10 protein-coding genes are annotated in these 14,556 nt (G+C 70.4%); 3 read left to right on the forward strand and 7 right to left on the reverse strand.

What is annotated here, in order from left to right:
* Positions 1-90 precede the first annotated feature (90 nt).
* Both ACWC97_RS11165 and ACWC97_RS11170 read left to right on the forward strand, forming a co-directional pair.
* Complete coding sequence (locus tag ACWC97_RS11165; RefSeq protein WP_450648749.1) at positions 91-1,047, forward strand: DUF1152 domain-containing protein; 957 nt, start codon at positions 91-93, stop codon at positions 1,045-1,047.
* 149 nt (positions 1,048-1,196) lie between these two features.
* Positions 1,197-1,733, forward strand: coding sequence for a TerD family protein (locus ACWC97_RS11170; RefSeq protein ID WP_450648751.1), 537 nt, complete (start codon positions 1,197-1,199; stop codon positions 1,731-1,733).
* A gap of 109 nt (positions 1,734-1,842) precedes the next feature.
* Here the strand turns inward: ACWC97_RS11170 and ACWC97_RS11175 are convergent, their stop codons facing one another.
* The 4 genes from ACWC97_RS11175 to nrdR all read right to left on the reverse strand — a co-directional run bounded on the left by ACWC97_RS11175 (position 1,843) and on the right by nrdR (position 8,447).
* Entirely contained in the window at positions 1,843-4,233 is a 2,391-nt protein-coding gene (locus tag ACWC97_RS11175) for an ATP-binding cassette domain-containing protein (RefSeq protein ID WP_450648753.1), read from the reverse strand.
* 75 nt (positions 4,234-4,308) lie between these two features.
* The gene (locus ACWC97_RS11180; protein ID WP_450648755.1) at positions 4,309-4,752 is read right to left on the reverse strand and encodes a helix-turn-helix transcriptional regulator; all 444 of its coding nucleotides are present in this window, start codon (positions 4,750-4,752) and stop codon (positions 4,309-4,311) included.
* Positions 4,753-4,885: 133 nt separating this feature from the next.
* Positions 4,886-7,780 (reverse strand): vitamin B12-dependent ribonucleotide reductase, encoded by a 2,895-nt coding sequence (locus ACWC97_RS11185; protein ID WP_450648756.1) that lies wholly within the window; start codon positions 7,778-7,780, stop codon positions 4,886-4,888.
* A 160-nt stretch (positions 7,781-7,940) separates the two neighbouring features.
* A complete protein-coding gene (gene nrdR / locus ACWC97_RS11190) occupies positions 7,941-8,447 on the reverse strand; it encodes a transcriptional regulator NrdR (protein ID WP_352279523.1) in 507 nt (168 codons plus the stop codon).
* A 493-nt stretch (positions 8,448-8,940) separates the two neighbouring features.
* Between nrdR and lexA the strand changes: the two genes are divergently transcribed.
* Positions 8,941-9,735, forward strand: coding sequence for a transcriptional repressor LexA (gene lexA / locus ACWC97_RS11195; protein ID WP_352279525.1), 795 nt, complete (start codon positions 8,941-8,943; stop codon positions 9,733-9,735).
* Between the two features lie 115 nt (positions 9,736-9,850).
* Here the strand turns inward: lexA and ACWC97_RS11200 are convergent, their stop codons facing one another.
* From ACWC97_RS11200 to ACWC97_RS11210, 3 genes are read right to left on the reverse strand one after another with little or no spacing between them, the layout of a single operon-like run.
* Positions 9,851-11,821: an ATP-dependent DNA helicase gene (locus ACWC97_RS11200; RefSeq protein WP_450648758.1), complete on the reverse strand. Its 1,971-nt coding sequence runs from the start codon at positions 11,819-11,821 to the stop codon at positions 9,851-9,853.
* Between the two features lie 38 nt (positions 11,822-11,859).
* Positions 11,860-13,725 carry an IucA/IucC family protein gene (locus ACWC97_RS11205; protein ID WP_450648760.1) on the reverse strand — a complete coding sequence of 622 codons (1,866 nt, stop codon included), beginning with the start codon at positions 13,723-13,725 and terminating at the stop codon, positions 11,860-11,862.
* Positions 13,726-13,785: 60 nt separating this feature from the next.
* Positions 13,786-14,541, reverse strand: coding sequence for a GNAT family N-acetyltransferase (locus ACWC97_RS11210; protein WP_352279531.1), 756 nt, complete (start codon positions 14,539-14,541; stop codon positions 13,786-13,788).
* Positions 14,542-14,556: the final 15 nt, after the last annotated feature.

Genomic DNA, 14,556 nt, shown 5'->3' on the forward strand with positions numbered 1-14,556 from the left:
AAGTCATCGTACGGCGCCGGACGTGGTACGGGTCACTGCCGGACGGAGCAACCTCCCGAACCGGCCGCCGCGGACCGCAGAATGACCTCCATGTCCTCGTTGCACACCAACCCCCTGTTCTCCCGGCTCGAATCCGCGGAGCGCGTCCTCGTCGCGGGGGCCGGCGGAGGTTTCGACATCTACGCGGGGCTTCCCCTCGCGCTCTCGCTGTTCCACCAGGGCAAGCAGGTACAGCTCGCCAATCTGTCGTTCAGCACCCTCGCGGGACTTCCCTCCGCGTCCTGGCTCGCCCCCGACGTCGCCGCGATCACTCCCGAAACCGCCCCGCACCAGGCGTACTTCCCGGAACGGACGCTCGCCCAATGGCTGAAGCTGCACGGCTACCCGTGCACGGTCCACGCCTTCTCCCGGGTCGGCGTACAACCCCTGCGCGCCGCCTACCGGGCGCTGATCGAGCGGTACGACATCGACGCGGTCGTCCTGGTCGACGGCGGTACGGACATCCTGATGCGCGGCGACGAATCCGGGCTCGGCACCCCCGAGGAGGACCTGACCAGCGTCGCCGCGCTCGACGCGCTCGACGTACCGGAGCGCTTCGTGGTGTCCGTGGGTTTCGGCGTCGACGCCTACCACGGGGTCAGCCACGGGCTCGTCCTGGAGAACATGGCCGCGCTCGAACGCGACGGCGCCTACCTCGGCGCGTTCTCCGTCTCCCGTTCGACGCGCGAGGGCGCGCTCTTCGTCGACGCCGTCGCGCACGCCCAGCACCACACCCCCGACCACCCCAGCATCGTGAACGGTTCCATCGCCGCCGCCGTCCAAGGGGCGTTCGGAGACGTCCGGTTCACCTCACGCACCCGTGGCAGCGAGCTCTTCATCAACCCGCTGATGACGCTCTGCTTCGCCTTCGAGCTGGAGGGCGTGGCCCGCAACTGCCACTATCTCGACCGGATCGAGCACACCCAGCTGATCCGTCAGGTCAGCAGCGTGATCGAGGAGTTCCGTGACGAGATCACGCAGCGGCCGCCGCGCCGGATCCCGCACTGACCACCGGCGCCCACCCCGGCCGCGCCCGCCCGTCCCGGTGGCCCGATCACGTCGCTCCGCGCCGATTCGGTTGGATCCACGGCCTGTTGCGGACATGATCGGGCAGTGTCAACGGTTCGACGGTCCAGCGGGAAGCCCGGGAGGCATGTGTGAGCAGCCCCAACAAAGACGTGGACAAGGTCGTGATCAGGCTCAAGTGGGACCCCAGCCCTGCGGGATCCCCGGCCCACGATCTCGACATCATCGCCGCGACCTACCTCGCCGAAGCCCCGTACGGCGACCCGGCGTATCTCGTGCACTTCGACAGCCGCTCGCCGGACGGCACCATCACCCTCAACCGTGACAGTCGGACCGGCCAGGGCTTCGGCTTCGACGAGGAGATGACGCTGGAGCTGGACCGTGTGTCGAGCGCGTACTCCCGGGTGCTCGTCGGTGTCGCCATCCAACAGCGCGACGGACACCTGACGTTCGCCGAGGTGGCGGGCACGGGAATGCAGGTCCGGGAGGGCTACACGGTTCTGGCGGAGGACGACTTCTCGTCGGTCGGCTCGGCCACCGGGGCCGTCGTGGCCGAATTCGCCCGCGACGCCTCGGGATCCTGGGTCTTCCACGCCGGTGTCCGGGGCTTCGAAGGCACCCCGGGCACGTTCGCCGCGACGATGGGGAACCGTACGCCCGACGCATGAGGCGGCGACCGGACGCCCCGTACGCACCACGTGACGACGAGAACGGCGCGGCTCCGCCGATGCCCCGACCCGGGCGAAGGTCCTGGTCGGGGCATCGGCGGGCGGGGCGTCAGGCTCCGACGTACTGCGCCAGGTGCTCGCCGGTGAGGGTGGAGCGGGCGGCCACCAGCTCGGCCGGGGTGCCCTCGAAGACGATCCGGCCGCCGTCGTGGCCGGCCCCGGGCCCCAGGTCGATGATCCAGTCCGCGTGCGCCATGACCGCCTGGTGGTGCTCGACGACGATGACCGACTTGCCCGAGTCGACGAGCCGGTCCAGCAGGCCGAGCAACTGCTCCACGTCGGCGAGGTGGAGTCCGGTGGTCGGCTCGTCGAGCACGTACACCCCGCCCTTGTCGGCCATGTGCGTCGCGAGCCTGAGCCGCTGGCGCTCGCCGCCGGAGAGGGTGGTCAGCGGCTGGCCCAGGCCGAGATAGCCCAGCCCGACGTCCACGAGCCGCTCCAGGATGCGGTGTGCCGCCGGGATGCGCGCCTCGCCCTCGGCGAAGAACTCCTCGGCCTCGGCCACCGACATGGCGAGCACCTCGCTGATGTCCCGGCCGCCGAGGAGATGATCGAGCACCGACGCCTGGAACCGCTTCCCCTCGCACTCCTCGCAGGGTGTGGCGACCCCGGCCATCATCGCCAGGTCCGTGTAGACGACCCCCGCCCCGTTGCAGGCCGGGCAGGCACCCTCGGAATTGGGGCTGAACAGCGCGGGCTTCACTCCGTTGGCCTTCGCGAACGCCTTGCGGATCGGGTCGAGCAGCCCGGTGTACGTCGCCGGGTTGCTCCGCCGGGAGCCCCGGATGGCGCTCTGGTCGACCAGGACCACCTCCGTGCCGCCGGGCATCGACCCGTGCACGAGCGAGCTCTTGCCGGACCCCGCGACACCGGTCACGACCGTGAGCACGCCGAGCGGGATGTCGACGTCGACACCCTGGAGGTTGTGTGTCCTCGCCCCCCGGATCCTCAGCGCACCGGTGGGCTCGCGCACCGTGTCCTTCAGCGCGGCGCGGTCGTCGAGGTGCCGTCCGGTGATCGTGTCGCCGGAGCGCAGCCCCTCGACGGTGCCCTCGAAGCAGACGGCACCGCCGCCCGGACCGGCCCCGGGCCCCAGGTCGACGACATGGTCGGCGATGGCGATCGTCTGCGGCTTGTGCTCCACCACGAGCACCGTGTTGCCCTTGTCCCGCAGCCTCAGCAGCAGGTCGTTCATCCGCTGGATGTCGTGCGGGTGCAGGCCGATGGAGGGTTCGTCGAAGACATAGGTGACATCGGTGAGCGAGGAGCCGAGATGGCGGATCATCTTGACGCGCTGGGCCTCGCCGCCGGAGAGCGTGCCCGAGGGCCGGTCCAGCGAGAGGTAGCCGAGCCCGATCTCCACGAACGAGTCCAGGGTCCGCTGCAACGCGGCGAGCAGCGGGGCCACCGAGGGGTCGTCGAGGCCGCGCACCCACTCGGCCAGGTCGCTGATCTGCAAGGCGCAGACGTCGGCGATGCTCAGCTTCCCGATCTTCGAGGAGCGGGCCTCCTCACTGAGCCGGGTGCCCTCGCACCCGGGGCACGTGGTGAAGGTGACGGCCCGCTCCACGAACTCGCGGATGTGCGGCTGCAATGCCTCCTTGTCCTTCGAAAGGAAGGACTTCTGAATCTTGGGGAGCAGTCCCTCGTAGGTGAGGTTGACGCCCTCGACCTTCACCTTGGTCGGCTCCCGGTGGAGGAAGTCGCGCATCTCCTTCTCGGTGAACTCCCGGATCGGCTTGTGCGGGTCGAGGAAGCCGGACTCGGCGTAGACCCGTACGGTCCAGAAGCTGTCCGATTTCCAGCCGGGGATGGTGAACGCGCCCTCGGAGAGCGACTTGGTGTCGTCGTACAGCTGGCTCAGATCGATGTCCGAGACCGTGCCGCGGCCTTCGCAGCGGGTGCACATGCCTCCGGTGCGGCTGAAGGTCCGCTTGACGGTCCTGGTCCGGTCGGCGCCCCGGTCGACCTTGAACGCGCCGCTGGCCTGGACCGACGCGACGTTGAAGGAGAAGGCCTGGGGCGACCCGATGTACGGCTTGCCCAGCCGGCTGAAGAGGATGCGCAGCATCGCGTTGGCGTCGGTGGCGGTGCCGACCGTGGAGCGCGGGTCGGCGCCGAGGCGCTGCTGGTCGACGGTGATCACGGTGGTCAGCCCGTCGAGCACATCGACCTCGGGCCGCGCCAGGCTCGGCATGAAGCCCTGCACGAAGGCGCTGTACGTCTCGTTGATCAACCGCTGCGACTCGGCCGCGATGGTGCCGAACACCAGTGAGCTCTTGCCCGAGCCGGAGACACCCGTGAACACCGTCAGACGGCGCTTCGGGATCTCGATGCTCACGTCCTTGAGGTTGTTCACACGCGCGCCGTGCACGCGGATCATGTCGTGACTGTCCGCCGCGTGCCGCTCGGGCACCGCCGTGTCCGTCCTCTTGGCCATGCTGGTCGTGTCTCCATCTGTCGGGCGGGACCCCCCGGGTGCGGCGGGAGGTTCATGTGCGCGTGGAACCGCACGCTAGTCGCGGGCCGGTGGCCGCGCTTCTCGATTCCTGACCGGTCTGGTGACCTGCTTCGCCACACATGCGGGCATCCCCTCCGTGGCCCGCGCGGCCTCGCGCCGGTAGGTGCTCGGCGCCATGCCCACCAGCTCGGTGAAGCGCGTGCTGAAGGTGCCCAGCGACGAGCAGCCGACCATGAAGCAGACCTCGGTGACACCGAGGTCGCCGCGGCGCAGCAGGGACATCGCCCGCTCCACGCGCCGGGTCATCAGGTAGCCGTACGGGGACTCCCCGTACGCCTGCCGGAAGGCGCGACTCAGATGCCCCGCCGACATGTGCGCGCCACGGGCCAGCGTCTCGACGTCGAGCGGCTGCGCGAAGTCGCGGTCGATCCGGTCGCGGACGCGGCGCAGCCGCGCGAGGTCGCTCAGCCGCTGTGCCTCATCGGGTCTGCTCGTCATCTGCGCGATGGTGCCACACGGCTCGGACAGTCGCCCCTCGCGAACGTCGGGGCCTCGGACCGTCCGGGTACGCCGGAGGGCGCCGGCCGCTGGCCGACGCCCTCCTCACCCGGTGACCGGGGTACTCCGATGATCAGCTGCAACCGCTGGTCGAGCCGCAGCCCTCGCAGATGTAGCAGGAACCGGCACGCTGCATCTTGGTGCCGCAGGAGAAGCAGAGCGGCGCGTCCGCGCTGATCCCGAGCTGCATCTCGACGAGCTCCGCCGAGGTGTGCGCGGTCTTCGGGGCGGGCTTCTCCGCCTCCTGCACCGGGGCCACCGCCTTCAGCGGCTCCGTGCGCACCGGGGCCGACTGGGCCAGGCTCTCGACGTCCAGGTCCTCGTCGTCGAGGGAGGGCTCGTACGAGCCGGTGTCGAGGTGGCGCTGGCGCTCCTCGGCCGAGTGGATGCCGAGCGCGGAGCGGGTCTCGAAGGGCAGGAAGTCCAGCGCGAGACGGCGGAAGATGTAGTCGACGATCGACTGCGCCATCCGCACGTCCGGGTCGTCCGTCATACCGGCCGGCTCGAACCGCATGTTGGTGAACTTCGAGACGTAGGTCTCCAGCGGCACGCCGTACTGCAGACCGACCGAGACGGCGATGGAGAAGGCGTCCATCATGCCCGCGAGGGTGGAGCCCTGCTTGGACATCTTCAGGAAGACCTCGCCGAGACCGTCGTCCGGGTAGGAGTTGGCGGTCATGTAGCCCTCGGCGCCGCCCACCGTGAAGGAGGTGGTGATGCCGGGACGGCCCTTGGGGAGGCGCTTGCGGACCGGACGGTACTCGACGACCTTCTCGACCGCGGTACGGATGGTCTCCTCGGCCTTGGCCGTGACCTCGGCCTTCTCCTTCTCCTTGGTCTTCGCGGAGAGGGGCTGGCCGACCTTGCAGTTGTCGCGGTAGATGGCGAGCGCCTTGACGCCCATCTTCCACGCCTCGAAGTAGACCTCCTCGACGTCCTCGACGGTGGCCGTCTCCGGCAGGTTCACCGTCTTGGACAGCGCGCCGGAGATCCACGGCTGGATCGCGGCCATCATGCGGACGTGGCCCATCGCGGAGATGGAGCGCTCGCCCATCGCGCAGTCGAAGACCTCGTAGTGCTCGGTCTTCAGGCCGGGGGCGTCGATCACATTGCCGTGCTCGGCGATGTGGGCGACGACCGCCTCGATCTGCTCCTCCGGGTAGCCCAGCCGGCGCAGGGCCTGCGGGACGGTGCCGTTGACGATCTGCATCGAGCCGCCGCCGACCAGCTTCTTGAACTTGACCAGGGCGAGGTCGGGCTCCAGGCCGGTGGTGTCGCAGGACATCGCCAGGCCGATGGTGCCGGTCGGCGCGATGACCGAGGCCTGCGCGTTGCGGAAACCGTTCTTCGCGCCGAGGCGGAGGACGTCCTGCCAGGCCTCCGTCGCGGCGGCCCAGATCGGGTTGTCCAGGTCGTCCGTGCGGACGGCGACCGTGTTGGCGTCGGCGTGCTGCTTCATGACGCGCTGGTGCGGCTCGGCGTTGCGGGCGTAGCCGTCGTACGGGCCGACGACCGCGGCGAGCTCGGCGGAGCGCTTGTACGACGTACCGGTCATCAGCGAGGTGATGGCACCGGCGAGGGCGCGGCCGCCGTCGCTGTCGTAGGCGTGGCCGGTCGCCATCAGCAGGGCGCCGAGGTTGGCGTAGCCGATGCCGAGCTGGCGGAAGGCGCGGGTGTTCTCACCGATCTTCTGGGTCGGGAAGTCGGCGAAGCAGATGGAGATGTCCATCGCGGTGATGACCAGCTCGACGACCTTGGAGAAGCGCTCGACGTCGAACGACTGGTTGCCCTTGCCGTCGTCCTTGAGGAACTTCATCAGGTTCAGCGAGGCGAGGTTGCACGAGGTGTTGTCCAGGTGCATGTACTCGGAGCAGGGGTTCGAGCCGTTGATCCGGCCGGACTCCGGGCAGGTGTGCCAGTGGTTGATCGTGTCGTCGTACTGGATGCCGGGGTCGGCGCAGGCCCAGGCGGCCTCGGCCATCTTGCGGAAGAGCGACTTGGCGTCGACCTCCTCGATGACCTCGCCGGTCATGCGGGCGCGCAGACCGAACGTGCCGCCGGACTCGACGGCCTTCATGAACTCGTCGTTGACCCGGACCGAGTTGTTGGCGTTCTGGTATTGGACGGACGTGATGTCGTCGCCGCCCAGGTCCATGTCGAAGCCCGCGTCGCGCAGGGCGCGGATCTTCTCCTCCTCCTTCACCTTGGTCTCGATGAAGTTCTCGATGTCGGGGTGGTCGACGTCGAGGATGACCATCTTGGCCGCGCGCCGGGTGGCGCCGCCGGACTTGATCGTTCCGGCGGAGGCGTCGGCACCGCGCATGAAGGAGACCGGGCCGGAGGCGTTGCCGCCGGAGGAGAGCAGTTCCTTGGAGGAACGGATACGGGAGAGGTTCAGGCCGGCGCCGGAGCCGCCCTTGAAGATCATGCCCTCTTCCTTGTACCAGTCGAGGATCGACTCCATGGAGTCGTCGACGGACAGGATGAAGCAGGCGGAGACCTGCTGCGGCTGGGGCGTCCCGACGTTGAACCAGACCGGGGAGTTGAAGCTGAAGATCTGGTGCAGGAGGGCGTACGCCAGCTCGTGCTCGAAGATCTCGGCGTCCTCGGGGGAGGCGAAGTAGCTGTAGTCCTCGCCGGCCTTGCGGTACGTCTTCACGATCCGGTCGATGAGCTGGCGCAGACCGGTCTCGCGCTGCGGGGTGCCGACGGCCCCGCGGAAGTACTTGCTGGTGACGATGTTGACCGCGTTCACCGACCAGAAGTCGGGGAACTCGACGCCACGCTGCTCGAAGTTGATCGAGCCGTCGCGCCAGTTGGTCATGACGACGTCACGACGCTCCCACGCCACCTCGTCGTACGGATGCACGCCGGGGGTGGTGTGGATGCGCTCGATACGCAGCCCCTTGCTCGACTTGGCTCCCTTGGTACGGGAACCTCGTGCCGGGCCGCTCGCCGTCTCTGTCATGCCGCCTCCCATATGTGGGCAAAAACACCCTGAAGTGCCCAGAACTTCCCGGGCACTGTCTGTCTCTGATGCTTCGAACGCCACTCGGGGCGCCCGAAGCAGGTCTATGAAGCCGCCCCTCGGCCGGCCTCGCGTGATCGCGACGGCCGGCCGGTGCCGATCAGTCGGCGGCGCCGGCGGGAACGGGAACCTCCGCGGCCCCGCCGCCTTCTTGCGTGGAGGGCCGCAACTCGCGGAGTTCCGCGATGGCGGCCTCGAAGTCTTCGAGTGTGTCGAACGCCCGGTACACGGACGCGAAGCGCAGGTACGCGACGAGGTCGAGTTCCCGCAGGGGGCCGAGGATGGCCAGGCCCACGTCGTGCGTGGTCAGCTCGGCGCTCCCGGTGGCCCGTACCGCCTCCTCGACCCGCTGGCCGAGCTTGGCGAGGGCGTCCTCGGTGACCGGCCGCCCCTGGCACGCCTTGCGCACCCCGGAGATGACCTTGGTCCGACTGAAGGGCTCGGTCACACCGCTGCGCTTCACCACCATCAGCGAACAGGTCTCCACCGTCGTGAAACGGCGGGCACAGTCGGGACACTGGCGACGGCGCCGGATCGACGTGCCGTCATCGGTGGTGCGACTGTCAACGACCCGGCTGTCGGGGTGCCTGCAGAAGGGGCAGTGCATGGCTCCGAACCCTCCTTCACAGCACGACTGAATAGCCTCACCAGGACCCGCCGGGGCCCTTCGAAGCTGTCACAAGCATAGGCGATGGCCACACCCTCGATCGACCGAGGACCACAACCTCTGGGTGGCCGGAGCAATCCAACCACTAGATCTTGGGTTTGGTCCCGCATTCGGCCCTACCGCGTGTCGCCCGTGACGGGCGACCGGCAGGCAGCGTAGCGGCCGCATCAGAGGTTACGGGAACGGCGCGGCGGCCGGGATCGCGGGTCCCTCCCGACGGCCCCGGACGGGCGCCCGGCCCCGCCCCGGGCGGGGGCGTCCGCCCACCCTGCGGGCCGGCCCGCCCGGACCTGGCACATTGTTCTCGCACATACACCTGACCGAGAGCACGCGACAGACTTTTATCCCTTTTTCACTCGAACGTGTGTTTGGCGCAACCTTTCGAAAGCCACTACCGTTGTCCAGCCAGGGAGACCATTCGAGAGGGGCCGACGTGACCACCACCGCAGACAGCGCCACCATCACCGCCCAGGACCGCTCCCAGGGCCGATTCGAGCCGGTGCATGCCATGAACGACTCAGTCACGAACATGGACGGGCCGGATTCCGCGCGCCCAGCGCGCTCCTTGCCCGGCCGCCCTCCCGGGATCCGGGCGGACAGCTCGGGGCTCACGGACCGGCAACGCCGTGTCATCGAGGTGATCCGGGATTCCGTGCAGCGGCGCGGCTACCCCCCCTCCATGCGGGAGATCGGCCAGGCGGTGGGCCTCTCCAGCACGTCTTCCGTGGCGCACCAGCTGATGGCCCTGGAGCGGAAGGGCTTCCTGCGTCGCGACCCCCACCGGCCCCGGGCGTACGAGGTCCGCGGTTCGGACCAGCCCAGCTCGCAGCCCACCGACACGACCGGCAAGCCCGCGGCATCGTACGTGCCCCTGGTCGGCCGGATCGCGGCGGGTGGCCCCATCCTCGCCGAGGAGTCGGTCGAGGACGTCTTCCCCCTCCCCCGCCAGCTTGTCGGTGACGGTGAGCTGTTCGTTCTCAAGGTCGTCGGCGATTCGATGATCGAGGCGGCCATCTGCGACGGCGACTGGGTCACCGTCCGCCGCCAGCCCGTCGCGGAGAACGGCGACATCGTGGCCGCCATGCTGGACGGCGAGGCCACCGTCAAGCGCTTCAAGCGGGAGGACGGCCACGTCTGGCTGCTTCCGCACAATGCGGCGTACCAGCCGATCCCGGGCGACGAGGCGACGATCCTCGGCAAGGTGGTGGCCGTCCTGCGGCGGGTGTGAGGCCCGCCCCCTCCGACCGGGCCCCGGGATCCACTGCGCCGATCCCGGGGTCCGCTCATGTCCGCACCGGGCCCCCGGCCGGGGGCCCGGTGCGGACAGCCGTCCGCCTTGGCCTCTACCGCCCGTCCGCCTTGGCCGCCGCGTCGATCGCGGCGAGCGAGCGACGCGCCTGGTTGCGGTCGGTGGTGTACCAGAAGTCGGGCAGCGAGGCGCGCAGATAGCTCCCGTACCGGGCGTTGGCCAGACGGGGGTCGAGCACGGCCACCACGCCCTTGTCCCCCGTCGCCCGGACGAGCCGGCCGGCGCCCTGGGCCATCAGCAGCGCGGCATGCGTGGCCGCGACGGCCATGAAGCCGTTGCCGCCCGCCTCCTCGACCGCCTTCTGGCGCGCGCTCATCAGCGGATCGTCGGGGCGCGGGAAGGGGATGCGGTCCATGACCACCAGCTGGCAGCTGGCCCCGGGCACATCGACGCCCTGCCAGAGCGAGAGCGTGCCGAAGAGGCAGGTCTCGGGGTCGGCCGCGAAATTCTTGATCAGCTCGCCGAGGGTCTCCTCTCCCTGGAGGAGGATCGGCTTGTCCAGCCGGCCCCGCAGCTCCTCGGCCGCGGCCTGGGCGGCCCGCATCGAGGAGAACAGCCCGAGCGTGCGCCCGCCCGCCGCCTCGACCAGCTCGGCGAGCTCGTCCAGCATGTCGTTACGGGAGCCCTCCCGCCCCGGCGTGGCAAGGTGCCGGGCGACATAGAGAATGCCCTGCTTCGGGTAGTCGAACGGCGAGCCGACGTCCAGCCCCTTCCACTGCGGGAGGTCCTCGCCCTCGGTGCCCTCGGGGGCCAGCCCGAGCGAGGCACCCACCCCGTTGAAGTCGCCGCCGAGCTTCAGCGTGGCCGAGGTGAGTACGACGGACCGCTCGGTGAAGAGCTTCTCCCGGAGCAGCCCCGATACGGAGAGCGGGGCGACCCGCAGCGAGGCGCCGAACCGGTCGTGGCGCTCGAACCAGACGACGTCGTACTCCGAACCCTGGGTGATCCGCTCCGCGACGCCGTGGATCGACTCCACCGAGGCCAGGGCCTGCTTGCGCACGGCGTCCTCGTCCTGGACGGACTTGTCGCGGGTCGCGCCCAGGGCGGAGATCACCGTGCGCGCGGCATCGCGCAGGGCGAGCAGCGCGTAGTTCAGATCCTCGGGGACCTCCTCCAGGCGGCCGGGGAGCGCCAGCTCCATCACCCGCTCGAACCCCTCCGAGGCGGTCTGCAGCGCGTCGGCGGCCTTCTCGTTGACCAGCTTCGCCGCCCGGCGGACCGCCCGGTTGACCTGGCCCGGGGTGAGCTCGCCGGTGGCCACGCCGGTGACCCGGGAGACCAGCTCATGGGCCTCGTCGATGATCAGCACCTCGTGCTGCGGGAGCACCGGGGCCCCTTCGATCGCGTCGATGGCGAGAAGGGCGTGGTTGGTGACCACGACATCGGCGAGCTTGGCCCGCTCGCGGGCCGCCTCCGCGAAGCACTCGGCCCCGTACGCGCACTTCGAGGCGGACAGGCACTCGCGCGAGGAGACGGAGACCTGTGCCCAGGCGCGGTCGGAGACGCCCGGGGTGAGATCGTCGCGGTCCCCGCTCTCCGTCTCGTCCGACCAGTCCCTTAGCCGGATCAGGTCCTGGCCGAGCTTGCTCGACGGGGCGGCGGCCTCGAACGGGTCGAAGAGCCCCTCCTCCTCGTCCTGCGGCACCCCCTCGTGGAGCCGGTGCAGACACAGGTAGTTCGACCGGCCCTTGAGCATGGCGAACTGGGGGCGCCGTCGCAGCAGCGGGTGCAGGGCATCGACCGTACGCGGAAGGTCGCGTTCCACCAGCTGGCGCTGGAGCGCCAGGGTCGCCGTGGCGACCACCACCCGCTCCCCGTGCGCGAGCGCGGGCACCAGGTAGCCGAGGGACTTTCCGGTGCCGGTACCGGCCTGGACGAGCAGATGGGATTGGTCGTCCACGGCCTCGGCGACGGCCTCGGCCATGGCGGCCTGACCGGGGCGTTCCGCACCGCCGACGGCGGTCACGGCGGCGTGCAGGAGCTCGGGGAGGGATGGCTTCGTCATAGCCCGACCAGCGTACGGGTCGCCACTGACAACAGCGGTCACTCCCGGACTCCGGCGGCGGGGTCGAGCGGGTTGGGCACGGTTCCGTGGCGGGCGGCGTGCGGGCGCCGCGGACGGTCCCGGTAGCCGTCCTCGTGCAGTCGGTTGCGGTTCAGACAGAGGCGCTCGATCTCGGGAGTGAGCAGGTCGAACATCTCGAACCGGTCCTTGAGCTCCGGGAAGCGGGCGTGGTGGCGCAGGATCTCGGCCCGGACAAGTGACCAGAATTCGTCCTCGGGGACCGCCAGCTGCTCCTCGCAGAGCGCCGACAGGAAGCGGAACACACCGACGAAGAGCCCGGAGTGGATGAACTGGGTGAGGAAGGAGGGGTCCTCGGTGAGCAGGATGCGGCGCACCTCCTCGGGCATCGTCTCGTGCTCCGGCAGCGGCTGGGAGCTGACGTTGACGTCGTCGACGAAGTCCTTGATCGCCAGGCGTACCGGCACGTCCCGCTCGTCGAAGACCACGATGGCGTTCTCGCCGTGCGGGGAGAAGACCGTGCCGTACCGGTAGAGGAAGTGGAGCAGCGGCGGAAGCAGGGCGGCGAAGAGGTGGGTCAGCCAGGCGGTGGGGGTCAGCCCGGAACGGGCGACGAGCTCGGCGGTGAAGGCGCGGCCGTGCGGGTCGGTGTGGAGCAGCGAGGCGAGGGTCCGGGCCCGCTCACCGGGGGCGAGCCGGGGCAGCAGCGGCTCGCGCCAGATCGCGCCGAGGATCTCCTTGAACTGGTACGGAACCTCGGGGAGGCGGTCGTAGAGCGGATGCTCGACCGTCACGGAGGCGACCTCGCCGAGGAGGACGACCCGGCAGGTGTCGCGGAGGAAGGCGTCCTGGTCGCGCAGGCCGTGCACCCAGCTGGTGACGGCGGGGGCGGCGAGGGTCCGCTCGGTCGGCAGTCCGCGCCAGACCAGGGTGTTGAGGATCGACAGCGGCAGCTTGACGGAGTGCCGGTCCGGACGGCTCACATTGCTGAAGGTGCGGATGGACTGCTGGGGCAGCCGGAGGTCCGGGTCGGCGTGGAGCGGCACGATCTCCCCGGCGGCGAGGGCGGGGGCGAAGAGCGGAACGATCCATTCGTCCCACTGCCAGGGGTGCACGGGGAGGAAGAGGTAGCCGCCGGGGTCGAGCCCCCGGGAGCGGAGCACCGCGTCGAAGGAGGCACGGACCGAGGGGGCGAGCTCATGGGCGTAGAGCTGCTCCGGGCCGGTCAGTCCGGCGGCTCCCCGGTAGGCGGCGATGGTGGTGGAGACGGCGATCCACGGCAGGGCGAGCGGGGTGCGGGCCTCGGGGGCGTAGCGCGCGGCGTCGGCGGCGGAGAGGCCGAGTCGGCCCTTGTTCGCGACGAGCCAGGGGTGGCCGGTCTGGTGCCCCTCCAGCTCCGCGTAGTCGAGGTCGGCCAGCTCGGCGGCGGTGAGCGCGGTGTGGTCGAGGCGGGCGTCGGCGGCGAGGGTGGTGGTGATCTCGCGGATGAGGTGCCCGAGGGTGGCTCCGTCGACGCCGAGCAGCCGACGGGCGCGGACGAGGAAGCGGAGCGGATCGCGGAAGGGGGTGGCGCCGGCGACCGGTCCCCCGCCGGGTGGCGGCGCCGGGGTCTCCAGGACGGAGTCCGGGACGATGTGCCAGCTTCCGTACGCCCCCCGCCGGGCACGGAAGGCGAGGCTGCCGCCGTCGTCGAGGGCGAGGGTGTACGTGTCGCCCCGGCCGGCTCGACGGACCGGCTCGACGACTCCTTCGTAGGCGAACTGTTCGAGCGTCTTGGCGAGCAGCCGGGCGGCGGCCCGGTCCCAGGCCGTGCGGTTCAGTTCGGGCGTGCGGAGCGGTGAGGCGGACTCCGCTGTTGGTTCATGGCTCTCGGGATATGTAGGCACGGGGACTCCTCGGGGTGGAACCCAGGGGGTTCGAACGGGGTGAATGGGGCAATGGTTCGTTCACAGTTGGGCACGGTGGATTCGGTCGCGGACCATCAGGGCGGCTTGCTTGTCGGGGAGTTCCAGCTCCGCGGAGAAGCGGAAGCCGGCGCTCAGGAACGCGGAGACGGACGGGGTGTTGCGGAGGTCGGGCTCGGCGACCACCCGCGCGCACCGGGGGCGGTGGTCGAGGACGAGATCGGCGACGGCCCTCAGCAGCGTGGTGCCGATGCCGTGACCGCGGTCGTTCACACCGCCGATGAGCAGGTGGATCCCGGTGTCGTGCGGGCGGGCCGGGTAGTGGCGGGCCAGCGGGTCGAGATCGGCGCGGTAGATCTCCCAGTAGCTCATGGGGACGCCCCCGAGCACGCCGAGGCAGGGCACGCTGCGCCCGTCGCCGTCGAGCTGGGGGCGCAGATGGGCGGCCGTGACGGCCTCGGGCCCGGCCAGCTCCCAGAAGGCCGCGACCGCCGGGTCGTTCATCCACCGGCTGAGCACGGCCAGGTCGCGCTCCAGCCGTACGGGGACGAGCTGGAACACCCCGGCCGACGTGGCGACGGGGCGCCAGTCGGCCGGGCGGTCGAGCAGGTACGAGTGGGCCGCCATCGGCTCCTCGCCGGCCCCCCGGTCCCGGTCGTCCCCGACGGCTGGGCCGTCCTCGCCGCACAGGGCGCGGAGTTCCTCGGGAAGTTCCAGGTCCAGGGTGTCGTCGGCGCCGGTGTCGGCCGGTGGGACGGGGCCGGTACCGGCGTCGGCGTACGCGTCGGCGGGAGCCACGGGGGCGTTCTCCTC

This window comes from Streptomyces sp. NPDC001108, from assembly GCF_053598535.1.